We start from the raw sequence: 26,810 nt of genomic DNA, 5'->3' as shown, positions 1-26,810 counted from the left end.
GAGAAAAATTGCGTCGGTTAGACCTCGACTTCCTCTTCGTCGACGTCGACAGCGGTCTCCTCTTCGGTGGCGACTTCCTCGGGACGCGCTTCGAGCGTCGCCTTCTGGATCTCGACGCGGCGAAGCGGGTAGATCGTCTTCGCCTCGCCGTAGATGGCGCTGGAGAGCCGCCCCTCGACGATGCTGTCGATGAGCTGCTCGAACGAGCGCTCGTCGGCGGCCTCGTTGACGAGGTCGATCATCGTCCGGCGGATGGCCTTCTCCTGGCTAGCGTCGGCCTTCTTCGTCGTGAACGCGACGGGCTGGATCTGGACGCGGTAGTCGTCCGTCGTCAGCACCGTGATGTTGGCCTCGATCTTCGAGGCGCCGCGGCGGACGAGGCTGCGCAGGTAGTCGCGGGTGAGTTCGTGCTTGATGAACTCGGTGTAGGCCGCGTCGCTGCCCACGTCGTTGATCTTGAAGGTCAGCTTCGTGTTGTTCTCGCCGGCGTCCGAGGTGAGGTCGCCGAGCGTGGTTTCGATCGTTCTGCCCAGTACTTTCTCAGGTTCGTCCGCGGGGGTATCGCCGAGCGGCTCCCGGTCGAACTGCTCCGGGGCGTGGACGGTGTACCACCGCTTCTCCTGCTTCTGCTTCGAGACTGATCGTTCGCTCATGATTGTGTGTTGGTGAAGTCGTTTCCGAGCTGTGCTACCCGGGAGGCGACGTCGAGGTTGACGACGTAGTCGTCGACGGTCGACCGGAGCCCGCCGGTCGTCTCGCGCTCGATGCGCGTGACGACGGCGTCGCCCTCGACGCGCGTGGTCATCTCCGACGTGTTGTCGGGGCTGACCGCCGCGGCGACGAGGGCGGGCCGCTCCAGTTCCGTGCGGATCTCGGCGCGCTTCATAGTGCCCCCCTGAACGCCGCGATGAACTCCCTCGTTTCGGGGCTGGTCGCCCCGTCGTCCTCGTCCGGGTCGAACCGCGCGTAGCCGGTGCGGGTGTCGCCGCCTGCCTCGCCGTCGACGGCCGCAGCGCCGGCGCGCATCGCCGGGCCGATACCGCGGTCGTCCGTCGCCGCGGCGGCCGCCTCGCCGTTTCCGACGACGAGCGCCACGGGCTCCGGCGATCGGAAGTCCCGCAGCAGTCGGGCTGCCGTGGCGACCGGCGCGGCGTCGTCGCGGGCGACGAACAGGCCGTCGTACCGGCCGGTCGTCGCCTCGCGGAGCGCGCGGTGCGCGCGCTCGCTCGCGTCGCGCCACGCGTCGAGCGCGGCGTCGCGGGCGTCGTGGCCGAGCGCCAGCGCGACGGCGGTGCCGGGCGCGTGCTCGGCGACCGCGTCGAGCACGTCGGCGTAGCCGCCGACGGTGGCGAAGGGCGCGTCCGGCGTCGCGTACGGGCGAAGCGCCCGTTCGACGGCGTCGGCGGCGCGCGGGATAGTCCCCTCGCCGCCCGTGGCCGACAGCGCGACGAGCGATGCGACCGACCGCCGGGCGTCGTCGTCGAGCTCCGCCGGCAGGTCGAGGTCGGCCAGCGCCGCGCCGGCCGCCGTCGGGTCGCCGGAGAAGTCGGCGTGGACGAGCGTCGTGTGAGCCAGCCCGTCCGTCAGGTCGGCGGTGGGAACGGCGACGCCCGGTCGGCGCTCGACCAGGTCGCGCTCCTCCGCCGCGGCGAGGACGCTCGCGCTGTCGCCCGCGCCGGGGACGGTCCCCGCCGCGAACGTTCCGGCGAGCGAAAGCACCGGGTCCGGCGACGCGCCCAGTTCGCGGGCGACGTCGACGGCGGTGACGCTGGCGGGCCGCTCGACGCCCGGGACGGCCGGGCCGTCGGCGTCGTCGCCGACGACGAGCGTCAGGGCCGCCTCGTCAGGGTGGTCGTCCGCGACCCGCGCCGCGCGGCGCTCGCGCTCGTCGGCCGTCCGGGTGACGCTCACCTGGAACGGCGAGTCGAGCGCGCGAGCGACGACGGCGCTCGCGGCGACGCTGTCGCCGTCGGCGGCCGCGAGGATCCGAACGAACGGGGCCTCGCGGAGCCGCGCGGCGAGGGCGTCGGCGTCGGCCGGTGCGGTTCGACCCGTGGTGGACATCTATTCGAGGAGGTCGACGGCGACGTCGTACGAGTACGTGAAGTCCTCGTCGAGGGCGTCGCCGCGGTAGTAGTCGACCAGGCGGCGGACCTTCGACTCGGTGTTCTGCAGCGCGCGCTTGTTCTGGTGGTCCTGGGGGTTCTCCTCCATGTGCTCGCGCAGTCGGATCGCGCGTTCCATGAGGTTCCGCAGGTCCTCCGGCAGGTCGGAGCCGGCGTCGTTCTCTTCTAGGATCTCCGTGACCTTCTTCCCGGTCGCCAGCTTGACGTCCGGGACCGGCGTGCCTTTCACGCCCTCGTCACGGAGCTTCATCCCGATCTGACTCGGGTCAAGCCCCTGCTCTGCCAGTTCGACGACGCGCTCTTCGATGGCCTCGTCGTCGACGTCGCTCCACTCCGGCGGTTCGTCCGCCGTCGGCTTGTCCGAACCGGACGAGCCGCGGCGTCGGGTGTGCATTCGTGCCATAGTTTGAGGATAGGAACCGCACAGACCGCTGTAGTATCGGCGCGTTCGCGCCTGCACTACCGCAATCCCGAGCCGTCGAACGCGACGGCGTGTCAGATTTGCGGTCGTGCTGTTCCCGTCGGACCGTACCCGCGTGCCGGACTAAAGGGTTTCTACTCCGCGTCGCCGTCGAACGCCAGCTCGATGCGCTCCAGGTCGGAGTCTCGAATTCGGTCGGACGACGCTCTGAGTTCCCGCAGCGGTCGAAACTCGACCTCGAACCCCTCGGCCTCCGGCGTCAACGCGCCCTCGGCGTCGGCCCGCGCCAGCGCGTACGTGATCAGGTAGAAGGCGACGTCCGCCCCCTCGGCGTGGAGAACGGTGAGCAGCCGTAGGTCCGCGGGGTCGGCCCGGAGACCGGTTTCCTCTTCCAGTTCGCGGACGAGCGCCTCCCGCGGGCCCTCGTCGTGTCTCGCGTGTCCGCCGGGAAGGCTCAACACCCCCTCATGTTGCGGGATCGGTTCGTCGAGGACGAGAACGCTGTCCTCGTCGCGCACGACGACGTGGACCCCCGGCACCGGGTTCCGGGAGAGCACGAGGTCGCACTCCGGGCACCACGGCTGTTCGTTCCCCTCGAACTCGCAGGTGCCGACCGCTTCGCCGCAGCGGTGGCAGTGGTCCGGGTCGACCGCGACGGCGTCGATGTCGGCGAAGTCGAAATCGACCATGGTGATTGATAGCACGCATCGATGAGAAAGCGTTTCTACGTCACGATCGTTCCGGATCTTCGGTCCGACGGTGCGGCCGGTGTGTGACCGTCTCGGGGCTGGTACTCGGGGATCGGAGCCGAACGACCGGGGTTGAGTCGACCGAGTGATACGCTGTCCCGGGGAGCGACCGATCCGACGGTTTTATCAATACATCCGACGCTACGATATACTGCGCACGAGGGCTCGTAGATCAGCGGTAGATCATCCCCCTGGCACGGGGAAGGCCGCGGGTTCAAATCCCGCCGAGTCCACTACCGTTCTCGCGGCGTGATCAGGGTTCGAGAGGAAAGGATCCTGTTCGGACGTCTTCGTCCCCGCTCCTGTTTGCCGTTCTGTGAATCGCCATCGTACGCCCCGACCACAGATAGACGGTCCCTTACATTTACAACCGGAACGGTCGTCCTATACGAGAGTCGACTATGGCCACAACACTGCTCGTCGTTGGCCTGTTTGTCGCCGCATTCGTCGGGTTTAATATGGGCGGATCGTCGACCGGGGTCGCCTTCGGGCCGGCCGTCGGGAGCTGACTTGTCAGAAAATTCACTGCCGGAGTGCTCTTTACCGTCTTCGCGTTTCTGGGCGCGTGGACGGTCGGCCGGAACGTCATCGAGACGATGAGCGGCGGCATCGTCCCGTCGGTGAAGTTCACCCCCGTGGCGGGTATCGGCGTCCGGTTTTTCACCGGCCTCTCGCTGCTGATATCGAACATCTACGGCGTCCCGGCTTCGACGTCGATGACGGCCGTCGGTGCTATCGTCGGACTGGGGCTCGCGACGGGGACGCTCAACGAGGCGTTGATGTTCACCATCGTTTCTGCGTGGCTCGTCGCGCCGCTCATCGGGTTGGTGATCGATACCGTCATCGGCCGGTACGTCTATCCGCAACTCGACGCTCGCATGTCGTTCACGCGACTCGAACGGCAGTTGATACAGGTCGACCGCTCGGGCGGTCTTCCACGACTCAGATTCAACCGGAACGCGTCACCGCGCGACCTCGTCGGGTCGGCGCTGGTACTCGGGATCGCCTGCTACATGGGGTTCAGTGCAGGGGCTTCGAACGCGGCCAACGCGGTCGCCCCGTCGTCGGCAACGGAGCGGTCAGTATCGACCAGGGCGTGCTTCTCGCGGTCGGCGCCATCAGCCTCGGCGGGTTCACTATCGCTCGTCGCACCCTCGCGACGGTCGGTGACGGCATCACCGATCTCCCGATCCTGGCGGCTCTGATCGTCTCCACCGTGGGTGCGACGATCATCACCGTCCTCTCGTATTACGGCATTCCTGCGAGCCTCGCGGTGAGCACGACCTGCTGTATCATCGGCCTCGGCTGGGGTCGGGCGAGTCGTGCTGTCACGCTCGCGGAGCTAGCCGCCCTCCCCACCGAGGACGAACCCGGCCCGAGTCTCGCCATCGGAGCGCTCGCAGCCCCGCCGGCCGAGGGCGACGAGCCCGCAGGCCCGACCGTCGGCAAGCTCGCGGCTGGTGAGGGCCCCGCCCGCGCCGGCCGGGACGACGATCCCCCGTCGGTGCCACCGATCGGCAAGGAGGACATCGAGGAACTGACCGCCGAAACCCTGTTCGATCCGGCGGCAACGAGCCGTATCGTCGTCCTCTGGATCCTCACGCCGTCGCTATCGGTCGTCGGGTCGTATCTCCTCTTCCTGATCCTGTTATGAACCGACTGTCCGACCGGGTATCCGGGCCTCGGGTCCCTCCTCCGAACTGAGTCTACGCCGACCAGCGGGTGAGACAGTGCCCGACACTAGTCTCCACCGCACAGGCGGTGGCGGTGATTCGTGCGTGCGAGGACGCTGCGGGGTTCGCCGGGCAGGGCGTCGGCACCGCCGACGAGTTCGGTCGCGGCGGTCCTTACCCGTTTCTCCCTCTCGACCGGGGCGTTCGCGGATAGGTTTGCTCCGGACCCGACGAGTTCCGGGCGATGACGGTTGCGTGGGCGGCAGAACGGTCGCCGTCGGGGTCGGTCGTCTCCTCGTAGTAGAGGACGGTCAGGTCGAGACACGCCCGGAGGAGTTCGTTCGACGCGAACCGGTAGCGGTCCGTTCCGGGGCCGGCGTCGACGGGGTCCGACGACCGGAGATGGTGGTGATAGAAGAGGACGCCGCCGGGCGCCAGCGCCGCTTTGATGTCCGGGAGTCGCCCGAACGGTCGGAAGAAACTGATCGCGATCACGTCGTACCGGTCCGCCGGATACTCGAACGCCGTCGCGTCGGCCTGGATCCAGTTACAGCGCGCGTCGACGCCGCGCCGCGTCGCGTTCCGTCGCGCGATCCGGAGTCCTTCGCGGGATCTGTCGAGTCCGTCGACCTCGTACCCACGCTCGGCGAGAAAGACGGCGTTTCGGCCGGTGCCGGTCGCCACGTCGAGAGCGCGTCCGTCCGGAAACGTCTCGACGTAGTCCCGCAGGACCGGCGCGGGATCCGGGTCGGACGGATAGCTACCGGTGCGAAAGCGTTCGTCCCACGAGGTCATAGCGGCCCTTCGGCCTCCGGGCCTATGTACCCGCGGGGGTTGCTCATGCGGGCAAGTGCTCGGTCACGGTTCTGGGCTCGTCGAGGGAGGCGTAACACTGCACCGAGGGTAGCGTCTCACGGCATCACCGAGTAGCCGATCCGCTGCGGACTTCTCGAAAAGGGTTCGAAACCTCAGACCGCGTGCTGCGGGATCTCGGCCCACCGGTCCGTCAGGTAGCCGATCGAGAGGCCGTAGATCACGTGCGAGACGAACGAGACGACGATGAACAGGCCGATCGCGAGGGCGCTGCCGCCGGGCCAGAACGCCAGCATGAACCCGATCCAGTAGATGAGGGCGAAGCTGACGCCGCGGAGGTACCGCGGGGTGTCCGGCGGGAGGAACGCCCCGACGACGAGGAACTGGACTGGAAGGAACAGCGTGCCGCCGAGGCCGAACAGCGCCATCCCGACGATCAGCGACGGCTCGACCCCGATGATTGTCGCGAACGTCGCGAACTCCAGGATCGGTTCGGTCCGGAACAGGTCGACCAGGATGGGGACCCCCGCCAGTAGAGGCAGCATCAGGATCATCCCGACCAGCCCGCTGACCATGGCCGTCCCGATCAACCGGAGCGTGATCGGGATCTCTTCGGCGAGCACCGTTTCTTCGCCGGGTATCGAACTGGCCTCCGAGTGTTCGCTGCTCATGCTAACTCGTAACGTGGTTCTCGTTAACTATAAACTGTGAGGGTGACTGTCACCCGTTAACCGGGGTCGGGTGGCCGTGCCACGCCGGCGGTGAGGGGGTGACCGACGAACCGGCGTAGCTCTCCCAACTCGGATAGATGAGCGTTGAACGAGCCCGGGTATTTTCGTTCGACCGTCCATCAAGATACCATCGTGGTACCACGACTCTCGGAAAGGTTATCCGTAGAGCGGCCGTTTGTCTATTCGTAATGGCGAAAGGAACTGTTGATTTCTTCAACGACACTGGCGGCTACGGTTTCATCTCGACTGACGACGCGGACGACGACGTGTTTTTCCACATGGAAGACGTTGGCGGCCCCGACCTGGAAGAAGATGAGGACATCGAATTCGACATCGAGCAGGCCCCCAAGGGCCCGCGCGCGACGAACGTCGTTCGCGTCTAGAGTTCGACCCACGCTTTCTACGATTTTTCGACCGGCGAGCGACCGCTCCGGCTATCGGGCGCGACGACCGACGGTTCTGTGACCGCACGACCGACGAGCCCACGCGCCGGTCCGCGGCGACGAAGTATTATGATGGATCGGTCCGTCTGTCAGACCATGGACGAAAGCGAATTCGACGAGATGGTCTCGTCGCTGACGCCCCACGAGTCCGCCGACGGCGTCACGACTTACCGCAACACGGTGAGCATCACCTGTCCGGCCTGCGACGATCCGTTCGACGACCTCGTGATCTGCGAGGAGGAGATGAACAGCCTCGAACTGAGCATGCTGCTCGACCTCTGCGTGACGACTCACGAGGACGACGTGCTGCTGTTCACGCACAAGCACTGAGTTCGGGCCGCGGCGACGTCCTCGCGTCAGTTACAGTTCGCCCCGCCACTCCTCGCGGAAGCGCTCGACGAACTCCTCCATGAAGGCGTGGCGCTCCTCGGCGAACGCCCGCGCCGTCTCCGTGTGCATCTCCTCGCGCAGTCGCAACAGCTTCTCGTCGAAGTGGTCGAGCGCCGAGTACTCCCCGCCGTCGGGGTCCCAGAGACGGTGGCCCGCGACGCCGCTGAACGCGAAGGTCCGGGCGATACCCACCGCCCCCATCGCGTCGAGGTTGTCCGCGTCGCGGAGCACCTCGGCCTCGACGCTCTCGGCCTCGTGCTCGATCCCGCGGAACTCGTACTCGTCGTGGACCGTCACGCAGTGGAGCACGTCGTCGACCTTCTCCGCGGGGTAGCCCGCCGCTGAGAGCACGGCTCGGACCTCCTCAAGCGACTCCTTCGGGTGGACGTCCATCGACTCGCCCATCGCGCGGTGCACGTCGTGGGTCAGCGCGGCGGCGCCGACGACCTCGACGTCCGCGCCCTCCGCCTCGGCGATGCGGACGCCGAGGTCGAACACGCGCCACGCGTGGTCCATGTCGTGGCCGGTGGAGTCGTCGCCCAGCCACGCTTCCATCTCGTCGGCGATCGCTCGGAAGACGGGGCGGTCGCGGTGCTCGGTCGCCCCCGCGACGGATCTGTCGGTCATACGTCGGGTCTCGGGGACGGCTACCAAAACGGTGTCGGCGGAGCGGTACGAGGGGGCGCTAGAGCCGGTTCCGAACGTCGCGGACGATGCCGTCGACGTCGAACTCGTCGTCGGCCTTGTCGAACACGGTTTCGCCGTCGACGTCGACGCGAAACACGCCGTGGTCGCCGGTGCGCAGCGTCACGGCTTCTAGATCCTCTCCCAGCGAGGACAGCAGGGCGTGCTGGACGTCTTCGGCGCGGTCGAGGAAGCCGCAGGGGACGCAGTACTCGATTTCGACGTGCGACATGGTCGACGGTACGGGCGACCGCGACGTAAAACCACGCGCGCGGTCACCGCTGCGGGACCGGCCTCGCGGCCTATCGCGACGCGTTGCCCGGGTACGCCTGGACGAGCGAGTCGAGCGGCTCGTGGTGCTCGGTGGTGTGGGGCGCGGTGAGCGCGGAGACGCTGATCCGCCCCTCGGCGACCGCCCGGCGGTCCGTCCCCTCGGGGTCCGGAACGTCGCCCTCGGCCATGCGCTCCCAGATGCGGTCGTGGAGGCGGACGACGCCGTCCTCGTGGGTGGCGTCCATGTCGTAGACGTGCGACGGCTCGGTGACCTCCATCGGGGCGGGCGTCCCCTCGGGCATCGGCGCGTTCACGTTCAGGTAGTCCGCGGTCTCGAACAGGTCCGCGTCGAGCGCGTTCTCGACGAGGTGCGTCGTCGCGCGGACGGCCTCCTCGTAGTCCCCGGGGGCCGGCTCGAAGTCGGACCACTCGATGTCGCCGACGGGAACGTACAGCGAGACGGCGATGGCCGGTACGCCGAAGAACGCCGCCTCGACGGCCGCGCTGACCGTGCCGGACCGCCCGAGCACGTACGCGCCGAGGTTAGCGCCGGTATTGCATCCGGAGACCACGATGTCCGGATACGGCCCGAGCGCCTGGAGCCCGGCCACGACGCAGTCCGCGGGCGTCCCCTCGACCGCGTAGCCGAGCTCGTGTTCGGTCACCGCCGCTTCGTTCGACATCGCCCGCCCGACCGCGCTCTGGTCGTCCGCGGGGGCGACGGCGGTGACGTTGCCGACCGCCGAGAGCGCGTCGTACAGCGCGCGGAAGCCGGGGCTCTCGATGCCGTCGTCGTTCGTCAGGAGGATCTCGGGCCGGTCGTTCTCCGCCATGGGCTTCGACTAGGAGGCCTCCGCGAAAAGCCCACCGCTCGGTCGGAGCGAGGGACCGACCGTCAGCGGTCGGGGGTCCGCGGTCTGCGGCCGCCGGTCGTGCCTACACCGGCACGCGCTCGACCACGGTCTCCTCGTCGATCACGAGGTTGTACGCCCCCTCGTCGTCGTTCCACAGCGCGAGCGCCCCGTCGAACGTCAGCAGGTCGCCGTACTCCGCCGTCCGGAGGTCGGCGTTCAGCGTCGTCTCCTTCGTCAACACGGCGTAGTGGTCGACCCCTTCGCTCCCGTCGCTCACCTTGAACAGCGGGTTGGCGTCGGGACCGCTGAGGTCGTGGCTCAACTTGAGCGCGACGAGGTCGATGCGGTCGGTGACGTGGGCGTCCATCTCAGCCATCTTCGCGAACCGCGACGGGTCGGGGTTGTAGTCGATCTTCCGCCGGCCGTCCGGCCGCAGTATCGCGTGGGAGTACTGCACGTCGACGTTGACGAACTCGCCGGGCTCGTGTTCGGGATCGGTCGCGGCCTCGTCCAGTCGACGCTGGAACGCCGGCGCGTCGAGGTCGGGTTTCACCGTGAACGACCAGCCCGCGTCGTCCGGTTCCTCGTGGGGCCACAGGCGGACGGTCGGCGAGAACACCGCTGCGTCGTCGGTCAGGGAGCGCTCGACCGCGCGGAGGCCGGCGCTCGTGTTCTTGTCCGCGGGCGCAAGCGCGACCAGCGAGCCGTCCTCTGCCAGCGCGTCGAGGTAGCTGCGGGCCGTCCCCTCCGGGTCGTCCAGTTCGTTGAGGACGTTGGCGAAGAGGATCAGGTCCCAGTCGTCGCCGTCTCCCGCCGAGCCATCCGTTTTCAGGTCGAACTCCTCCGCCCGGTCGCGGTGGACGGTCGTCCGGAAGTTCCGCCGCGTCCCGTCGAGTAGTTGTTCGAGGACGTCCGCGCTCGCGCTGGGCTCGACGGCGTGGTAGTCGACGAGCGCGTCGTCGGGGAGGAAGTCGTGCAGGCCGAGCGCCGGGCCGCCGACGCCCGCGCCCACGTCCAGCACGCGGAGCGTCCGGGGCAGCAGCCCCTCCTCGGCCAGTTCCGCGAGGACGTACTGGACGGCGGCGTAGTAGTCCGGCAGGTGGTAGACCGCGTAGGCGAGCGCCGCCTCCGCATCGTACTCGACGGGATGCTGTCGGTAGTATGCGTCCTTCAGCTTCCGGATCGTCTCCCGCAGCGCGTCGCCGCTCTCTCCCTCGGGCCAGCCGGCGCCGTAGCGCTCGACCAGCAGGTCCTCCAGTTCCCGAGCGTAGGCGTCGGGAAACGACGTGACGCCGTGAAACGCTGGCCGCGCCGGCTCGTCGTCGACCGGGACGAAGGTGCCGTCCTCGCGCTCGACGAGGCCGAGGTCGAACGCCTCCTCGCGGAGCGTCTGCCGGACGACCGCGGGGTGGGGCTGGCCCTCGACGTACTCGCAGATCTCCTCGGGATCGACTGGCCTGACGTTGCGCAGGTACTTCGCGTTCGATCGTATCGCCGCTCGCTGGTCTGTCATCGTCTGGTGTCCTCGCTGTCGTCTGTCGCGGGCCGGTCGCTCATCGCTCGCTCGCCTCCCGGTACAGCGCCTCGAACGCGTCGCCGTCCGCGTCGGCGAGACGGGCCGCCGCCTCCGCCACCGCGTCCGCGCCGTCGAACGTCGACTGGATCTCGGCGTACACCTGCGGTTCGTTCCCGGTCACCTGGTCCGCGATGGCGGCCAGGTCCTCGTACACCGGCGTCGTCAGCCCCTCGGGCACGTCCCCGGCCGCGAGCGCGAACGCGAGGACGGCGGCGTGGGCACTCGCCTGTACAGTCTCCATCGCCTCGTCGTGCTCCGCGGGCGTCGTCTCGCACAGGTCGTTGCCCGCCGCGGCCAGGTCCTCGACGATCGCGTCGGTGACGGGGCCGGCGGCGTCTCGGACCGCCGCCACGTTGCCGGGGGCGTTCTCCGGCGCGAACATCGGGTGCAGGCTCAGCCGCTCGCGGTCGGGCGCGTGTTCGGCCATCGCCGCGACGGGGCCGGTCATGACGCCGGTGACGTCCACCAGCGCGCGCTCGGTCCGCGGGGCGTGCTCTGCGATGGCCGCCTCGCCGGCCGAGATGGGCACCGCGATACACACCGCGTCGAACGTCTCGTCCCCGTCGAGGGGGACGACGCGCCCGCCCGTCGCCTCGGCGGCGGCCGCCGCCGCGTCTCGGTCCACGTCGGCGAACGCGGTCGCGGCCCCGACGGCGTCGGCGAACCAGCGACCCATCGCCCCCGCGCCGACGACCAGTACCTCCATTGACGGGAAGTAGGCTCGCTCTCTCCTAAAAGCGGTTCGATCAGCGCACCGATACCCTCGCCAGGTTTATCAATGAGAAATGGTAGGTATCGGTATGAATCGCAGATTGTTCGCAGTCACGGCCGTGATCGCCCTCGTCGCTCTCGCGGGGTGTTCGGGCCTCGTGGGCTCGGACGCGCCCGAGGGAGAGACGAACGGAACGACGGAGATGGAGACGACCGAGGCCCTGTCGCTCTCGGACGTCGACTACCCCGACGGGGCGTCCGCCGACGGCATCGACGACGTGGACGCAGTGGTCGCCGCCCACGGCGCGGCGCTGAACGAGAGCGACTACGCGATTGAGATCGACCAGACGTCCGTCCAGGGCGAGCGGAGCCAGAACGTGACGTACTCCCTCCGGAGCAGCCTCGACGACCAGCGGATGGTCGGCGCGATCGCGACCGAGGGGATGCAAAACGAGTGGTACCAGAACGCGACGCACCAGCACAACAACCTGACCGCGAACGGCGACACCAGGCTCCGCGTCCAGGAGTCGAGCGCGTCCTTCGAGGAGACCCACCGGCAGGAGACCGCCGGCCAGCTGGTGAACGACCTCCTCTCGACCGGTAACTTCACCGCCGAGGAGGTCGTCGAGCGCGACGGCGAGACCCTGGTCCGCTACGAGCTGGCCGCGTACAACGACAGCAACGAGAACTTCGAGACGGAGAACGCCTCCGGCTTCGCCCTCGTCAGCGAGTCCGGCGTCGTCCACGAGGTGCAGGTCTCCGCCGAGGGGACGACGAGCGACGGGACGGCGGTCTCGTTCGAGGCGAGCTACCGCGTCACCGCGCTCGGCGACGTGACGGTCGAACCGCCGGCGTGGGTCGAGGACGCCCGCTCGCAGGCGTAACTCCGGGAGCGACTTCCCGCGACGCGCGGGTTACAGTTCTAACGCCTTCTCGTAGTCCGTGAGGTTCTCGTACCCGTCCTCCGTGACGACCACGAGGTCCTCGATGCGGACGCCGCCGACCTCGGGGTCGTAGAGGCCGGGCTCGACGGTGATCACGTGACCCGGTTCGAGCTCCTCGCCGTCCGGGTGGACGCCCGGCTGCTCGTGGACGTCCAGACCGACGCCGTGGCCGGTGCCGTGGATGAATCCCGTCTCGGCGCTCTCGTCGCTCCGAAGCGTCGGGTAGCCGGCCGACTCGTACACGTCGCAGACGGCGTCGTGGACCTCGGCCCCAGTCGCGCCGGGCTCGATGGCGTCGAACGCCGCCTCCATCGCGTCGTGGGTCGTCTCGTAGTAGTCCCGGACCTCGTCGCTCGCCTCGCCCTTGACGAACGTCCGGGTCATGTCGGCGTGGTACTTCGTCTCCTTGTCCCGCGGGAAGATGTCGACGACGATCGTCTCGTCGGCCGCGAGCGGGCCGCTCCCGCGGTCGTGCGGGTCGGCGGCCGACGCGCCGCAGGCGACGATGGTCTCGTCGAGCGCGCAGCCGTTGCGCAGGAGCGTCACCTCTATCTCCTCCTTGACGCGCTCGCTGGTCAGGGGCTCGCCCTCGTAGACGAGGGTGCCGTCCTCCACGTCGGCCGCCGCGATCAGCGACTCCGCCGCCGCCATCGCCGCCTCGTTCGCCTTCTGGGCGGCGCGGACGTGCTCGACCTCCTCGTCGGTCTTGACCGACCGGATCTCCGTGATCACGTCGTCGGTCTCAGGAAGGACGGTCACGTCGAGGTCCCGCAGGCCGTCGGCGAGGCCGACGGGGAAGTCCGAGGGGACGGCGGCGGCGGCGACGCCGTGGTCGTCGAGGAACTCCGCGATGATCCGGTAGAACGCCTCGTGGCGACCGTACTCCTCGATCTTCGCGCGGCGGTCGTAGTCGGCCAGTCGGGTGACGCTGTCGGCCCTGCTCTCGGAGGTCGCGCGGCCGTACTCCAGCCCGGAGACGAGCAGGTGGAGGCCGTCGGGCGTGTACAGCGTCGTGAACGGGTCGGGCGCGCCGAACCCGGCGAGATAGAGCTGGTCCGACTCCGAGTCGTCGTCGTAGATGAGGTAGCCGTCGGCGTCCGCGTCGTCGAGGTGCGCGTCGAGTCGCGAGAGGTCGGGTTCCATGCGCGTTGCTCCGGCCGGAACCGACAAAATATGCGGGGATCCGATCCGCTCTCGGCGTCCGCTGCGGGGGAACGCTGCCGACTCCGGTAGCCTGATAGCGGTGCGGGGAAAGCATCCGCTATGGACGTCACCGTCTCCGAGTCGACGGTCGCGGGCGCTGCGAGAGCCCCGCCGTCGAAGAGCTACACGCACCGCGCCATCCTCGCCGCCGGCTACGCGGACGGGGCGCTGGTCCACGACCCGCTCCGGAGCGCCGACACCCGCGCGACGATGCGCGCCGTCGAGGCCTTCGGCGGCACCGTCGAAGATTCCGGCGACGACCTCGCGATCACCGGCTTCGCCGGCCGCCCCTACGTCCCGGACGACGTCGTCGACTGCGCCAACAGCGGGACGACGATGCGGCTGGTCACCGCCGCGGCGGCGCTCGCCGACGGCGCGACGGTCATCACCGGCGACGACTCCCTTCGGTCGCGCCCGCAAGGGCCGCTGCTCGACGCCATCGAGGACCTGGGCGGGCGCGCGGAGAGCACCCGCGGCAACGGGCAAGCGCCGCTGGTCGTCGGCGGCCCCCTCTCCGGCGGCGAGGTCTCTATCCCCGGCGACGTGTCGTCACAGTACATCACGGCGCTACTGATGGCCGGCGCCGTCACCGACGAGGGGATCGACGTCGACCTCGAAACCGAACTGAAGTCCGCGCCGTACGTGGACATCACGCTGGAGGTGCTCGACGACTTCGGCGTCGACGCCGAGAAGACCGACGACGGGTTCAGCGTCGCCGGCGGGCAGTCCTACGACGCCGGCGGGCAGTCCTACGACGCCGGCGGGGAGTACCACGTCCCCGGCGACTTCTCCTCGATGTCGTACCTGCTCGCCGCCGGCGCTGTCGCCGCTGGGGACGACCTCCGCGTCGAGGGCGCCCATCCGAGCGCGCAGGGCGACAGCGCGATCGTCGGCATCCTCGAAGACATGGGCGCGTCCGTCGACTGGGACCGCGAGGAGGGCGTCATCACCGTCGAACGCTCCGACCTCGTCGGCACCACCGTCGACGTGGGCGACACGCCGGACCTCCTGCCGACGGTCGCCGCGGTCGGCGCTATCGCCGACGGCGTCACGGAGATCGAAAACTGCGAGCACGTGCGCTACAAGGAGACCGACCGCGTGAGCGCGATGGCCGAGGAATTGGAGAAGCTCGGCGCGGAGGTCAGCGAAGAGGAGGACACCCTCACGATCCACGGCGGCGACTCGGACCTGGTCGGCGCGCGGGTCGACGGCCGCGCGGACCACCGCGTCGTCATGTCGCTAGCTGTCGCCGGCCTCGTCGCCGACGGCGAGACGACGATCGAGGGCGGCGAACACGTCGACGTCTCCTTCCCCGACTTCTTCGACGTGCTGTACGACCTCGGCGCGTCGGTCGAACGCTCGGGGGAGTGAACCACCGAGAGCGGTACACCGACCCACAGCACCGATAGCTACTTCTCGCGGTCGGCCGACGCCTCGACCATGCTTCGGTCGGACGTGGAGGCCCACCTCCGTGACGAGTTCGAGGACGACGGCTACCTCTTCCCGGACTACGAGGGGTACTGCTTCGCGAACGTCTCCCACACCGCCACGTCGCTGCTCGGCGCGGAGACCGGGCGAACGCTCCCGGAAGACGTCTTCGACGGCGTCGAGACGGACGGCGTCGACACCGTCCTCGTCGTCCTGATCGACGGGTTCGGTCTCCAACAGTGGAAGCGCGACCGCGAGCGCCACGCGCTCCTCGACCGGATCACCGAACGCGGCGTCGTCACGCCGCTCACCTCCGTCTATCCCTCGGAGACGGCCGCAGCTATCACCACGCTCCACACCGGCGCCCTCCCGGCCGAACACGGCGTGGTCGGCTGGAACGTGTACGAACCGACCGTCGACGAGGAGTTCGAAGCGCTCCCGTTCCTGACCAAGGACGGGACTCCGCCGACCGGGCTGACCCGCGACGACGTGGCGAACGCGGACCCGCTGTACCCGGAACTCGCGGACGCGGGGATCGGGGCGCGCTTCGTGTCGCCCTTCGCGGACGGGGTCGAGGGTGTCGAGGGCTACCCGTACGAGGACGTCGTAGAGGTCGGCGACCGACTCCGCGATGCCCTCGTCGACACAGACGGGGACGGGCTGTCCTACGTCTTCACCTACCTCCCCCAGATCGACGCCGCCTCGCACGCTGACGGGACCGAGGCGGAGTCCTATCAGGAGACGCTCGCGTCGCTCTGCGAGCAGCTCGAACGCGCGGTCGAAAGCGTCGGCGACGACACCGCGGAGGACGCGCTCCTCGTCGTCACCGCCGACCACGGCCACGTCGACACCGACCCCGCACGCAACGTGGACCTCGGCGGCATCGATGGGCTGCCCGATTCCCTCCGCCAGCGCGCCGACGGCACGCCGATCCGCTTCTCCGGGAGCCCACGGAACGTTCACCTACAGCTCCGGCCGGACCGCGTCGACGCCGTCGCCGACCGCCTCCGCGGCGAACTCGACGCGCGGGTCTTCACCCGCGAGGAGGTCCTCGGCCGCGACCTGTTCGGCGACGTCGAGCCCTCCGGAGCCTTCCGCCGCCGCCTCGGCGACCTGGTTCTCACTCACCGGAACCTGGGGACCTGGTGGGGCGACGCCGAACCGGGTGAGCTGGAACTGATCGGGATGCACGGCGGCCTACACCCCCACGAGATGCTGGTGCCGTTCGCGGCTGTCCGGCTGTCCGAGTTGCGGGAGTAGTCGGCGTCCATCTCGCCGACGCTGCCGAGCCGCCCTGCCCGTTCTTGCGCGTATTGCAACATCTAAATGGCCGGCGTCCGGACGAGTGAGTAATGAACGGCAACAGCTTCGGTCGCCTGTTCCAGGTGACCACCTTCGGCGAGAGCCACGGCGAGGCCATGGGCGTGACGGTCAGCGGCTGTCCTGCCGGGCTCGAACTCTCCGAGGAGGACATTCAGCAAGACCTCGACCGGCGCAAACCCGGCCAGTCGATGATCACGACGAGCCGCGGCGAGCCGGACGACGTCTCGATCAAAAGCGGCGTTCAGGACGGCTACACGACGGGCACCCCGATCGGAATGGTCATCCAGAACAAGGACGCCCGCTCCGGCAAGTACGAGCCCTTCATCACTGCGCCGCGGCCGAGCCACGGCGACTTCACCTACTCCGCCAAGTTCGGCACGCGAAACTGGGGCGGTGGCGGGCGCTCCTCCGCGCGCGAGACGGTCAACTGGGTCGCCGCCGGCGCGATCGCCAAGAAACTGCTCGCCCGCGAGGGGATCGAACTCAAGGCCCACGTCAACCAGATCGGCGACGTCGAGGCGCCCGAGGTCTCCTTCGAGCAGATCAAGGAGCACTCCGAGGAGAACGACGTCCGCTGCGCCCACCCCGAGACCGCCGAGGCGATGCAGGAACTCATCGAGGAGTACCAGGAGGAGGGCGACTCCATCGGCGGGAGCATCTACTTCGAGGCCCGCGGCGTCCCGCGCGGCCTCGGCGCGCCCCGGTTCGACTCGGTCGAGGCCCGCCTCGGCCAGGCGATGATGAGCGTCCCCGCGACGACCGCCTTCGAGTTCGGCCTCGGCAAGGACGCCCGGGAGTACACCGGCTACGAGCGCAACGACCACTGGGAGTTCGGCGAGGACGGCGACCCGGTCCCCGCCGAGAACGACCACGGCGGCCTCCAGGGCGGCATCACCAGCGGCGAACCCATCTACGGCGAGGTGACCCTGCACGCGCCCACGTCGATCCCCAAGTCCCAGCAGACGGTCGACTGGGAGACCGGCGAGGAGAAAGAGGAGAAGGTGATCGGCCGGCACGACCCGGTCCTCCCGCCGCGGGGCGTCCCCGTCGTCGAGGCGATGCTCGCGCTGACGCTCGTCGACTTCATGCTGCTCTCCGGCCGCATGAACCCCGACCGCGTCGACGACCGGCCCGGCGAGTACGATACGGAGTACCACCCCAGTAGTCCGGAGAACGAGGAGTAAGGGGTTACCGATACCGCCAGACGACGAGCGCGAGGAGGAGGATGATTCCCGCCGCGAGGGTCACGGTTGCGGGCACCGACGACTCTTCCTCACCGTCGTCGATCCGCTCCTCCATCGTCTCGTTCTCGTACCGGTACCCGCCGCTTTTGGCCCAGTGCGGGTCGGCCGGTTCGTACGTCCTGTTCCACACCTTCGTGTCCCCGCCGGCGCGGCCGACGAACTCGCGCTGATCGAAACCGTCCTCCGCCTCGGAGAGGTTCTCGTCGTACAGTCGGACCTCTCCGGCGATGGTCGATCCCCGTGGTTCGTCTAGCGGGACTTGGACCGTCGTCTGTTCCCCGGGTGCAGCGGTAGCACCCCCGAGACGGCTATGGTTCGTTTCAAGCGTATGTACCATCAAGTTTGAACCGTAAAGCTGGTCTGCGGGGTTCTCCACAGTAACCTCTAAGACCGAAGTTTCGTTTCCGTAGACCGTTCCGTTGGTCACTTCGACGTTCGTTATTCGTGGTGAGGGGACTTCTGTGGAATTTGAGAGATCTATCTCTCGGTTAAAGTTGAACCTGACAGATTCACCAACTACTGAAAATATCACTCGATGTTCATCTTGAGTACCATCAATATTGTCAGTAATATCCCACGACTCTTTCCAGGTTTTATTCTGGGAAATATTCAGAGTTTCTTCTCTATTTCGATAACCGTCTACTCTTACTTCGAATCCTGTCAACTGCTCTCTGGACGTGGGATTATGGGCACTCACTTCGATCCTATTTTCACTTTCCTGAAATTTAACGGTGTATTCTATCCCATATCTATCAGTTACCTCTTCAGAATTATTGTCAAACCCTTCATCAGCAGTTGGCTCTCCTAGAGCTATCGGTACACTTCCCAGAGAACCCACAAGAAGCAATAGTAATACTGAAATGGAAACCAACTTCTTACTCATCGCTCACACCTCGTAACTCGATTAGGGAGACATGGATCTCTCTTTTCCCCCATCGAATGCAACTCGTCTTTTATTTCCTCTGGATCCACAACCCCTGAGTCTACATATTCCGTCGTGAAGTCACGAACGTATTCTCGTCGGAGATTGTCACCATTGGTTTGTTCAGAAATGCGCGTGACATTCCCCCTGACGAGTGCTCTGGTCCGTATGACATTGTTTCGGTTGTCGTAGTCGCTCTTCGTGACGTTCTGGAATCCACTTTGTTTACTCAAGACCCACTGGCTGATGGGCCTCCGTTCACCGATCCTCATATCAGAACTCGTTTGGGCCATTTGTCTCGCGATAACCCCGTCAGATAGTGTCTCGTGTATCTGCCACTCGTACTTCGCTGTCTGCGTCTGTATACGTCGTGTAGCGCTGTATCGAGGAACGTTTTCGATTACTTCTGTTTGATACGAATACTGGTACTGATTCGTGTACTCCGCAGGTGAATTCTCGACACGCCGTGTTTCGCCGGTGAATGAATGACCGAATCCCCGAGCGGCTGTACTCCAATACGACCTCGTGACTGTCGTCGTGTAAGTTTCTTCTTTTGTCGTCTCATAAGTATGTTCGACCGTCCCCCATCCGTCCGGATCGGGAACGGAAACAGTGTGCGTTTCCGTTATCGTTCTCGTCCGCTCGACAGCAGTGTCGTATTGATATTTACGAAGAGTACGATACTGGGCAGGTTCTGTCTGAATACGACGGGTATTTCCGGTGAATTCTCCCCGGCCCCCGCGGGTATTTCGCCACTCCGTCTCAGTGGTAGTACGGGTTCGTTGCTGGACGTCTCTCTCTCCTGTCTGCCATCCTTTGGATACCTCAAGGAACTGATTACGTTCGGTTCTCGTCCGGTACCACTGCGTTTCTTCGTCATACTGGGCTTCCCGTACCTGCTCTCGTTTCTCCACTACATACTCAGTGCCAGCTTCGCCCTGTCGATCAACGCGATACCCTGCTTCTAACAACTGGTTGCGTCGCTCTCTGGAGCCTACCGTTCGCTGTATTCGATATGGCAGACGGACATCATAAGATAGATCTTCAACCGTCATGTTCGTTCGTTCCCACTCTGCGGCAGCGAAGATACGGCTGTCCGTAGTAAGTGAGGCGTTTTTACGAGTCGTCTGGGGATGTGAAGGATTGTAGAACGTAACATCTGGCACAGGCCTGTCTCCAGTGAGCGCTGCTGCTTCAACCTCGACAGTCGCCACATATTGTTGCCCACTCTGATCGATGTCTGGATCCGTTTCTGCCTCTCTCCTTTCGATTGTATTACTGTTGAATTCTAACAAGCGGACGCCATACGCTGCAGTTACCTCTACATCGTGGCGTTCATGGAATAGATTCTTTGTAAACTGAAAACGGTCAGAGTACACATTGAATCGAACTGAGTCAGTTAGATTATAGGGCCCTTGAGAAACTTCTCTTACATGTGTTATCTCCGGAGTATAATACTGAGCGAACTGATGGGGGATCTCACTTTCTAGACCATAATCGTCCCTAACTGTTAAATTGGCATACCGAAATGAGCTAAACTTTCCAACTCCGGTTATGGTAGTCGCTTGCGCACCTTGCCCCCAGTGGAACTTAATTTCCGTCCCATCCGGATCAAACGAATCTCTGGCATCCACGACCTTTCCGAAGTCGCGGATATGCTCGAAATATCCGCCATGAGTGATATTGATCCGGATTTCAGGCGGACTGGGTGTCACGGAGAACGTAGTAGAAATGGATTCTGTGCTATCATTTATTTGATTCTGGTTAGAGATCTCTACGTCCGATAAAACAGTATAGTTACCGGGTGATATCCCGCTCCAATAAGTGTGAACGGTAAGTGTTCCTCTTTCTCTATCATAGTCCCTGTATTTGTTGAATTCTACAGTATCGACTTCGCTCACATTCGTCGAACGGGACCCTGTTTCCACTTCGACGGCACCGGGGCTTGCTCCGTCTAGATCCACCTCAACGACGTGATGGGCAGCGTAGCGCTCCGCTTCGATCCGGTCGTGGTAGGAGTCGACCGGCCCGTTGACGAACTCGGCGCGAACGATCTCCGGGTTCGCGCGGGGGGTTACGTTGCGGGTCGTTTCGAAGCGCTGCCCGCGTGCGTCGACCGCGACGAGCGTCACGTTCTCAGCCGTTCCGAGGGAGACCTCGTCCTCCCGGAAGAGGAGTTGTCGATCGTAGATCTTGCCGAACCGCGGACTGTCGCGTGCGTCCCACTCTCTGATCCTCGTCCCGTCGACTTCGACGGAGACTCGCTGGAGGTTGCCGTTGGCGTCCGACGCGTCGACGATGCCGGAGAGGGTGCTTCCGTTGTCGATCTGTCGGAACGAGGCGGTCGGACGGGGATCGACGACGACTGTGGTACTGCCGTTCTCGAACTGTGCGTTGGCGCTGGAGCCGTCGGCGTACGTCACCTCGGACGTGAGCGAGTGTCGACCGGGCTCCCAGTCCGCGGTAAGTTCCCGTGTCGTGCCGTTCGACTCGCCGTCGCGGGTCCAGCTGACCTGCTCGACGCGAGACGAGTCCCGTCTGGTTTCGACGGTGTAGGTTTCGGTAAACGGGCCGGTTCCTGTGAGAAGTTCCGCGCCGCGGACGACGGGATCGGGGTCCGTTCGGACCGGATCCGAGGGTTTCGGACTCGGAGACGTCGGAGACGCTACCCGCGTCGTGACCGTCGCCGTATCGCGCTGACCGGACTCGTCGACGACGACGGCCGTCACGGAGCGGTTGCCGCGGGACTCGAACGAGCGTTCGAGAGCGATCCGGTCGTCGGTGATCGACTCACTTCGTACGACCGTTCCATCGACCCGCCAGCGTACGTTGTCGAGGGAGGCGCCACCGCGTCGGACCACGGCGGAATAGGTGCCCTCAGTCCCGGTATCGAGCGCGTCCGGGCCGGTAAGCGACACAGACGGAGAGTCGCCGGGCGTCACGTTCACGTAGAGCGTGTCGGCGCTCGTCGCGCCGTCGTCGTCAGTGACAGTAACACGGACCGCGTAGGTTCCCGTCTCCGACGGTGCGAACTCCGTCCGAGCGCAGTCCGTACACGTCGGACTGGTGACGGAACCGTTCGGTGCGGTGATACGCCAACTGTACGCGGCTATCTCTCCGTCCGGGTCCTGAGACCCGGTGGCGTCCAAGAGGACGGTAGAGCCCAGAGAGACGGTCTGATCGAGTCCGGCGTCCGCGAGAGGAGCTTCGTTGTTCGGGGGATGTCCTGCGATCGGGGTGCCTACCGTTACTGTAACGAGCAGTACGGTCATTACCATTCCTTTCATTCGTCTCGGAGTTAGTTACACATTCAACCGGATTATAAATATTTGGAATCGGTTTCTAGAGAGGTGGTTCCCCTCACCGTCAAACGCGAAGAATCTTCACAATAGTTCCTTGTCAATGTATAGCAAAGGCTTTAGTTGAGCTATCGAAAACTAATGGACACTGGTGGCCCGAAAGGGCCGGGAGCTAAACTATGACTGACAACGAACTCATCTGGCGAGTCGCGGGCGGTTCCGGTGACGGGATCGACTCGACGAGCCAGAACTTCGCGAAGGCCCTGATGCGAGCGGGGCTGAACGTATTCACGCATCGTCACTACCCCTCGCGCATCCGCGGTGGCCACACGTACGTGGAGATCCGGGCCGCCGAGCACGAGGTGAAATCGCGCGGTGACGGCTACAACTTCCTGCTCGCGCTGGGCGACTCGTTCGCCCGAAATCCGCAGGAGAACGCCTACTACGGCAACGAGGAGACGAAGCCGCTGTCGGAGAACCTGGACGAACTCCGCGAGGGCGGCATCATCGTGTACGACTCGGGGCTGCTCGACGCCGAGGACGTGCCGAACTTCGAGGAGCGCGCCGAGGAGAACGACTGGCACGTGTTCGACCTCGACCTGCGCGGGCTCGCGAAGGAGCACGGCCGCGAGGTCATGCGGAACACGGCGGGCGTCGGCGCGACTGCCGCGCTGCTGGACATGGACCTCACGCACATCGAGGACCTGATGTCCGACGCCATGGGCGGCGACATCCTGGAGGCGAACCTCCAGATCCTGCAGGAGTCCTACGACCAGGTCAAGGAGGAGTACGACTTCGAGCACGACCTGCGCGTCCCCACGGGCGAGCACGACGAGGAGCAGGTCCTGCTCTCCGGGTCGAACGCGATCGCCTACGGCGCGCTCGACGAGGGCTGCCGGTTCATCTCCGGCTACCCCATGACGCCGTGGACGGACGTGTTCACCATCATGTCCCAGAACCTGCCGAAGTTCGGCGGGATCTCCGAGCAGGTCGAGGATGAGATCGCCGCGGCGGCGCTCGCGGTCGGTGCGAGCCACGCCGGCGTGAAGGCGATGTCCGGCTCCTCCGGCGGCGGCTTCGCCCTGATGAGCGAGCCGCTCGGCCTCGCGGAGATGACCGAGACGCCGGTCGTCCTCGTCGAGGCGATGCGCGCGGGCCCGTCGACCGGGATGCCGACCAAGCCCGAGCAGGGCGACCTCGAACACGTCCTGTACTCCAGCCAGGGCGACTCCAACCGCGTCGTCTTCGCGCCCGGCACGGTCGCCGAGGCGTACGACCAGACGCGGATGGCGTTCAAGATGGCCTACGACTACCAGATCCCGGCCATCGTCATCTTCGACCAGAAGCTCTCCGGCGAGAACACGAACCTCCCCGCGAGCTTCTTCGACCGCGAACCCAACCCGGACCCGGGGAGCGTCCTCACCGAGGACGAGATCGCGGAGGCCGCACACGACGAGTCGGGCAAGTTCCACCGGTTCCTCCACGAGACGGAGAACGGCGTCAGCCCGCGCTCGCTGCCGGGACAGAAGGGCGGTCGCTATCTCGCGACGGGTAACGAGCACAACCAGGCCGGTCACATCAGCGAGGACCCCGAGAACCGGGTCTACCAGATGGACCGCCGGATGCAGAAGCTCGAGTCCATCCGCACGGAGCTCGACGAGGAACACGAGTCCCAGCAGACCTACCACGGTCCCGAGGACGCGGACTACGGGATCATCACGTGGGGCAGTCAGCAGGGCGCGGTCGAGGAGGCCGTCGACCGCCTGAACGACGCCGGTCACTCGGTGAAGTCCATCGGCGTCAGCGACATGATGCCGTTCCCCGAGAGGGAGATGACGGAGTTCTTAGAGAGCGTCGACGAGGCGCTCGTCGTGGAGATGAACGCCACGGCCCAGTTCCGCGGCCTGACCCAGAAGGAACTCGGCCTCTACGGCGACAAGATGACCAGCCTCCTCAAGTACAACGGTAACCCGTTCGAGCCGGGCGAGATCGTCAAGGGCTTCGAGGCCCAGATCGACGACAGCGCTGACGACCTCGCGACCGGTACTCGGATCGAACCCGCAGCAGGTGACTAATCATGAGCGCATTCAACGCAATCGGTGAAGAACGCGACATCGACCGAGACGAATTCACGCCCGGGCTGGAGCCCCAGCCGACGTGGTGTCCGGGATGCGGCGACTTCGGCGTCCTGAAGGCGCTGAAGCAGGCCCTCCCGGAGGTCGGCCGCACGCCCGACGAGACGCTGACGGTAACGGGGATCGGCTGCTCGGGCAAGCTGAACAGCTACCTCGAAACGTACGGCTTCCACACGATCCACGGTCGGTCGCTCCCGGTCGCCCGCGCCGCCAAGCTCGCCAACCCCGGCGTCGAGGTCATCGCCGCCGGCGGGGACGGCGACGGCTACGGCATCGGCGGGAACCACTTCGTCCACACTGCCCGGGAGAACCACGACATGACCTACATCGTGTTCAACAACGAGATCTTCGGGCTGACGAAGGGCCAGACCTCGCCGACGAGCCCGAAGGGTCACAAGTCGAAGACCCAGCCCTCGGGCAGCGCCAAGATGCCCATCCGGCCGCTGTCCCAGAGCCTGACGTCCGGCGCGTCGTACATCGCCCGGACGGCCGCCGTCAACCCGAACCAGGCCAAGGAGATCATCAAGGAGGCCATCGAGCACGACGGCTTCGCGCACATCGACTTCCTGACCCAGTGCCCGACCTGGAACAAGGACGCGAAGCAGTACGTCCCGTACGTGGACATCCAGGACAGCGACGACTACGACTTCGACATCCACGACCGCCGCGAGGCGTCGGAGATGATGTACGAAGCAGAGGACGCCCTCTACGAGGGCGAGGTCCTCACCGGGCGCTTCTACGTCGACGACGAGCGCCCGTCCTACCAGGAGGAGAAGCAGGCGATCGGCGAGATGCCGGACGAACCGCTCGCGGAGCGGTACTTCGACGACGACTACGAGTGGGAGCGCAGTGCCGACCTGCTCGAGCGCCACAAGTAGACCGGACGGCGCGCCCTCGCAGCGCCCGGTCCCGACGCACCGCCGTCGGGGTTTTCTGACGACGGTTTGACTATTCAGTCCGAGCGCAGACTGTTTTCGGGTTCAAAAGATATTTTTCCGTCGGAGCAAAATATATCCCTATGAGTACGCAGTCCACGGAAGATCGTATACTCTCTGTCCTCGAGGACGACGCCCAGGCCTCCTACGCGGAGATCGCCGATCGGGCCGACGTCTCCAAGCCGACGGTACGAAAGTACATCGACAAGCTGGAGTCGGAGGGCGTCATCGTCGGGTACTCGGCGGACATCGACCCCAAGAAGCTCTCCAGCCAGAGCATCGCGATGGTGGGTATCGACGTGGAGAGCGAGCGCTACGTCGAGGCGACGAAGGAACTGAAACAGTTAGACGAGGTCGAGGCGCTGTTTACCTCCTCGGGCGACCACATGCTCATGGCCGAGGTTCGCGCCGCCGACGGGGACGAACTCGGCGAGATCATCAGCGACGGCCTGCTCGAAATCGACGGCGTGACGGCCGCCCACCCCTCGTTCCTGCAGGAACGGCTCAAATAAAGAAAGTCCCTGCAGCGGACTGACGGTCGGACATCGCAAAGCGATTTCCGAGTTCATCAGGTGGCTTCACGTTCTGACGTCCGCTGCTGCGCCCTTTCGGTGTCCGCTGGAGCAGCGAAGCCACTCCGAGCTTTCGCTTGCTTCGCTCGCTCCGTTCGCGAAGTCCCCGCGATTGCGACGGCACGCTCCGAACGCCTGCCTCGTTTCACTCGCGTACGCCAGCGCTGCCGCCGGTGAATCGTCTCGCCTACCCCCACCTGTTTTACTCCCGTCGCCCCTACGAACGGGCATGTCCGTCTACCAGCGCGAGACGCGGGTCGCGGCCCCGCTGCCGGAGGTCTGGGACTTCCACTCGACCGTCTCCGGGCTCTTGGAGCTGACGCCGGCGTTCACGAACCTACGGGTGGAGTCTGTCACGGGACCGGACGGGAAGCGCGACCCGGAGGTGCTGGAGGTGGGGGCAGCGATCAGGATGTCGATGCGCCCGTTCAACTTCGGCCCGCGGCAGGAGTGGACGTCGGTCATCACCGAACGCGAGTACCGCGACGGGCGCGCGACGTTCCAGGACGTCATGGAGAACGGACCTTTCGACCGCTGGGTCCACACTCACGAGTTCGTCGGGGAGGACGGCGCGACGCTGATCCGCGACCACGTCGAGTACGAACTCCCCGGTGGAAAGGTCGGAGAGGCCGTCGGACCGCTGGCGACGATCGGGTTCGAACCGATGTTTCGCTACCGACACCGGAAGACGAAGAAGCTGCTGGAGCGCCGCCGCTGACGTTTAACTGATCGTCCGCCGTACGTCTTCCATGGCAGACGTAGCAGTCATCGGCGGCGGACCGGCGGGGCTGAGCGCCGCCCTGTTCACGGCGAAGAACGGGCACGACACCACTCTCTTCGACACGGACGAGACGTGGATGCACAAGGCGCACCTGTACAACTACCTCGGTATCGACGACATCGGCGGCACCGAGTTCGTCGAGCGCGGGCGAGAACAGGTCGACGAGTTCGGCGTCGAACGCCACGACGCGGAGGTGACGGACGTCGAGGAGACCGGCTCGGGGTTCTCGCTCCGGACGCAGGACGGCGAGTACGACGCCGATTACGTCGTCTTCGCGGCGGGCGGTTCCCGCGATCTAGCGGCGGACCTCGGCTGTGACCGGAACGACGACGGCACCGTGGCCGTCGTCAACCAGGACAACGAAACGACCGTGGACCGGGCCTACGCCGCGGGGCGGATGATCCGCGACCAGAAGATAGAGGCGATCATCTCCGCGGGCGACGGCGCGGCCGCCGCGCTCGGTATCATGAGCGCGGAGGCGGGCAAACCCGTCCACGACTTCGACACGCCCGAGTGACGTTCGAGCGGGCGACGCCCGCCCGACGCGATCGGTCGGCAGACGACGTGGTCGGTCGCGCGG

Annotated in this window: 26 protein-coding genes, 1 tRNA gene and 1 pseudogene; 13 read left to right on the top strand and 15 right to left on the bottom strand. The window is 66.0% G+C overall.

Annotated elements, in window-relative coordinates:
* Positions 1 to 17: 17 nt before the first annotated feature.
* The 5 genes from D8670_RS00390 to D8670_RS00370 all read right to left on the bottom strand — a co-directional run bounded on the left by D8670_RS00390 (position 18) and on the right by D8670_RS00370 (position 3,236).
* Positions 18 to 653 carry a 30S ribosomal protein S3ae gene (locus tag D8670_RS00390; protein ID WP_121816121.1) on the bottom strand — a complete coding sequence of 212 codons (636 nt, stop codon included), beginning with the start codon at positions 651 to 653 and terminating at the stop codon, positions 18 to 20.
* Positions 650 to 886, bottom strand: coding sequence for a KEOPS complex subunit Pcc1 (locus D8670_RS00385; RefSeq protein WP_121816120.1), 237 nt, complete (start codon positions 884 to 886; stop codon positions 650 to 652). Before D8670_RS00385 ends, D8670_RS00390 begins: the two co-directional genes overlap by 4 nt.
* On the bottom strand, positions 883 to 2,064 hold the full coding sequence (locus D8670_RS00380; RefSeq protein ID WP_121816119.1) for an exonuclease RecJ: 1,182 nt from the start codon (positions 2,062 to 2,064) through the stop codon (positions 883 to 885). Before D8670_RS00380 ends, D8670_RS00385 begins: the two co-directional genes overlap by 4 nt.
* Positions 2,065 to 2,529: a 30S ribosomal protein S15 gene (locus D8670_RS00375; protein WP_121816118.1), complete on the bottom strand. Its 465-nt coding sequence runs from the start codon at positions 2,527 to 2,529 to the stop codon at positions 2,065 to 2,067.
* A gap of 152 nt (positions 2,530 to 2,681) precedes the next feature.
* Positions 2,682 to 3,236 carry an NUDIX hydrolase gene (locus D8670_RS00370; protein ID WP_121816117.1) on the bottom strand — a complete coding sequence of 185 codons (555 nt, stop codon included), beginning with the start codon at positions 3,234 to 3,236 and terminating at the stop codon, positions 2,682 to 2,684.
* 221 nt (positions 3,237 to 3,457) lie between these two features.
* Between D8670_RS00370 and D8670_RS00365 the strand changes: the two genes are divergently transcribed.
* A tRNA-Ala gene (locus D8670_RS00365) sits at positions 3,458 to 3,529 on the top strand.
* Positions 3,530 to 3,697: 168 nt separating this feature from the next.
* A pseudogene (locus D8670_RS00360) lies at positions 3,698 to 4,950 on the top strand (anion permease).
* 193 nt (positions 4,951 to 5,143) lie between these two features.
* On the opposite strand, the gene D8670_RS00355 reads toward D8670_RS00360, so the two are convergent.
* On the bottom strand, positions 5,144 to 5,764 hold the full coding sequence (locus D8670_RS00355) for a class I SAM-dependent methyltransferase (RefSeq protein ID WP_121816116.1): 621 nt from the start codon (positions 5,762 to 5,764) through the stop codon (positions 5,144 to 5,146).
* Positions 5,765 to 5,937: 173 nt separating this feature from the next.
* On the bottom strand, positions 5,938 to 6,453 hold the full coding sequence (locus D8670_RS00350; RefSeq protein WP_121816115.1) for a DUF6789 family protein: 516 nt from the start codon (positions 6,451 to 6,453) through the stop codon (positions 5,938 to 5,940).
* A 248-nt stretch (positions 6,454 to 6,701) separates the two neighbouring features.
* Between D8670_RS00350 and D8670_RS00345 the strand changes: the two genes are divergently transcribed.
* Entirely contained in the window at positions 6,702 to 6,896 is a 195-nt protein-coding gene (locus D8670_RS00345; RefSeq protein ID WP_121816114.1) for a cold-shock protein, read from the top strand.
* Positions 6,897 to 7,052: 156 nt separating this feature from the next.
* The gene (locus D8670_RS00340) at positions 7,053 to 7,286 is read left to right on the top strand and encodes a DUF7385 family protein (protein WP_121816113.1); all 234 of its coding nucleotides are present in this window, start codon (positions 7,053 to 7,055) and stop codon (positions 7,284 to 7,286) included.
* A 30-nt stretch (positions 7,287 to 7,316) separates the two neighbouring features.
* Here the strand turns inward: D8670_RS00340 and D8670_RS00335 are convergent, their stop codons facing one another.
* The 5 genes from D8670_RS00335 to D8670_RS00315 form a co-directional block, all read right to left on the bottom strand.
* Complete coding sequence (locus D8670_RS00335) at positions 7,317 to 7,973, bottom strand: HD domain-containing protein (RefSeq protein WP_121816112.1); 657 nt, start codon at positions 7,971 to 7,973, stop codon at positions 7,317 to 7,319.
* A 58-nt stretch (positions 7,974 to 8,031) separates the two neighbouring features.
* A complete protein-coding gene (locus D8670_RS00330) occupies positions 8,032 to 8,262 on the bottom strand; it encodes an Rdx family protein (protein ID WP_121816111.1) in 231 nt (76 codons plus the stop codon).
* 70 nt (positions 8,263 to 8,332) lie between these two features.
* Positions 8,333 to 9,136, bottom strand: coding sequence for a 5'/3'-nucleotidase SurE (gene surE, locus D8670_RS00325; protein WP_121816110.1), 804 nt, complete (start codon positions 9,134 to 9,136; stop codon positions 8,333 to 8,335).
* A 103-nt stretch (positions 9,137 to 9,239) separates the two neighbouring features.
* Positions 9,240 to 10,670 carry a small ribosomal subunit Rsm22 family protein gene (locus D8670_RS00320; RefSeq protein ID WP_121816109.1) on the bottom strand — a complete coding sequence of 477 codons (1,431 nt, stop codon included), beginning with the start codon at positions 10,668 to 10,670 and terminating at the stop codon, positions 9,240 to 9,242.
* A 40-nt stretch (positions 10,671 to 10,710) separates the two neighbouring features.
* Positions 10,711 to 11,439 carry a prephenate dehydrogenase/arogenate dehydrogenase family protein gene (locus D8670_RS00315; RefSeq protein ID WP_121816108.1) on the bottom strand — a complete coding sequence of 243 codons (729 nt, stop codon included), beginning with the start codon at positions 11,437 to 11,439 and terminating at the stop codon, positions 10,711 to 10,713.
* A gap of 94 nt (positions 11,440 to 11,533) precedes the next feature.
* Between D8670_RS00315 and D8670_RS00310 the strand changes: the two genes are divergently transcribed.
* Positions 11,534 to 12,328, top strand: a complete 795-nt coding sequence (locus D8670_RS00310; protein WP_121816107.1) for a DUF7537 family lipoprotein — start codon at positions 11,534 to 11,536, stop codon at positions 12,326 to 12,328.
* Between the two features lie 30 nt (positions 12,329 to 12,358).
* Here D8670_RS00310 and D8670_RS00305 read toward each other — a convergent pair whose 3' ends face one another.
* On the bottom strand, positions 12,359 to 13,531 hold the full coding sequence (locus D8670_RS00305; RefSeq protein WP_121816106.1) for a M24 family metallopeptidase: 1,173 nt from the start codon (positions 13,529 to 13,531) through the stop codon (positions 12,359 to 12,361).
* A gap of 120 nt (positions 13,532 to 13,651) precedes the next feature.
* Here D8670_RS00305 and aroA point away from each other — a divergent pair, with 120 nt between their 5' ends.
* The 3 genes from aroA to aroC all read left to right on the top strand — a co-directional run bounded on the left by aroA (position 13,652) and on the right by aroC (position 17,526).
* The gene (gene aroA, locus D8670_RS00300; protein ID WP_121816105.1) at positions 13,652 to 14,962 is read left to right on the top strand and encodes a 3-phosphoshikimate 1-carboxyvinyltransferase; all 1,311 of its coding nucleotides are present in this window, start codon (positions 13,652 to 13,654) and stop codon (positions 14,960 to 14,962) included.
* 69 nt (positions 14,963 to 15,031) lie between these two features.
* Positions 15,032 to 16,279 carry an alkaline phosphatase family protein gene (locus D8670_RS00295; RefSeq protein ID WP_121816104.1) on the top strand — a complete coding sequence of 416 codons (1,248 nt, stop codon included), beginning with the start codon at positions 15,032 to 15,034 and terminating at the stop codon, positions 16,277 to 16,279.
* Positions 16,280 to 16,371: 92 nt separating this feature from the next.
* A complete protein-coding gene (gene aroC, locus D8670_RS00290) occupies positions 16,372 to 17,526 on the top strand; it encodes a chorismate synthase (RefSeq protein WP_121816103.1) in 1,155 nt (384 codons plus the stop codon).
* A 4-nt stretch (positions 17,527 to 17,530) separates the two neighbouring features.
* Here the strand turns inward: aroC and D8670_RS20520 are convergent, their stop codons facing one another.
* Both D8670_RS20520 and D8670_RS00280 read right to left on the bottom strand, forming a co-directional pair.
* Positions 17,531 to 18,469, bottom strand: a complete 939-nt coding sequence (locus D8670_RS20520; protein ID WP_162994101.1) for a hypothetical protein — start codon at positions 18,467 to 18,469, stop codon at positions 17,531 to 17,533.
* The gene (locus D8670_RS00280) at positions 18,466 to 21,780 is read right to left on the bottom strand and encodes a PKD domain-containing protein (protein WP_162994100.1); all 3,315 of its coding nucleotides are present in this window, start codon (positions 21,778 to 21,780) and stop codon (positions 18,466 to 18,468) included. The genes D8670_RS20520 and D8670_RS00280 overlap by 4 nt, the downstream gene beginning before the upstream one ends.
* A 206-nt stretch (positions 21,781 to 21,986) precedes the next feature.
* On the opposite strand from D8670_RS00280, the gene D8670_RS00275 reads away from it, so the two are divergent.
* The 5 genes from D8670_RS00275 (at position 21,987) to D8670_RS00255 (ending at position 26,747) form a co-directional block, all read left to right on the top strand.
* Positions 21,987 to 23,882 carry a 2-oxoacid:acceptor oxidoreductase subunit alpha gene (locus D8670_RS00275; protein ID WP_121816100.1) on the top strand — a complete coding sequence of 632 codons (1,896 nt, stop codon included), beginning with the start codon at positions 21,987 to 21,989 and terminating at the stop codon, positions 23,880 to 23,882.
* Between the two features lie 2 nt (positions 23,883 to 23,884).
* A complete protein-coding gene (locus D8670_RS00270) occupies positions 23,885 to 24,820 on the top strand; it encodes a thiamine pyrophosphate-dependent enzyme (RefSeq protein WP_121816099.1) in 936 nt (311 codons plus the stop codon).
* A 140-nt stretch (positions 24,821 to 24,960) separates the two neighbouring features.
* Entirely contained in the window at positions 24,961 to 25,389 is a 429-nt protein-coding gene (lrpA1, locus tag D8670_RS00265; protein WP_121816098.1) for an HTH-type transcriptional regulator LrpA1, read from the top strand.
* A 289-nt stretch (positions 25,390 to 25,678) separates the two neighbouring features.
* Positions 25,679 to 26,167, top strand: a complete 489-nt coding sequence (locus tag D8670_RS00260) for an SRPBCC family protein (RefSeq protein WP_121816097.1) — start codon at positions 25,679 to 25,681, stop codon at positions 26,165 to 26,167.
* A gap of 31 nt (positions 26,168 to 26,198) precedes the next feature.
* Complete coding sequence (locus tag D8670_RS00255) at positions 26,199 to 26,747, top strand: NAD(P)/FAD-dependent oxidoreductase (RefSeq protein ID WP_121816096.1); 549 nt, start codon at positions 26,199 to 26,201, stop codon at positions 26,745 to 26,747.
* The last annotated feature ends 63 nt before the right edge of the window (positions 26,748 to 26,810 follow it).

It is taken from the genome of Halostella limicola (assembly GCF_003675875.1).
GTDB classification, from domain to species: domain Archaea; phylum Halobacteriota; class Halobacteria; order Halobacteriales; family Natronoarchaeaceae; genus Halostella; species Halostella limicola.
The sequence above is the reverse complement of the archived record's forward strand: the minus strand, read 5'-3'. Positions and strand labels throughout refer to the sequence as shown.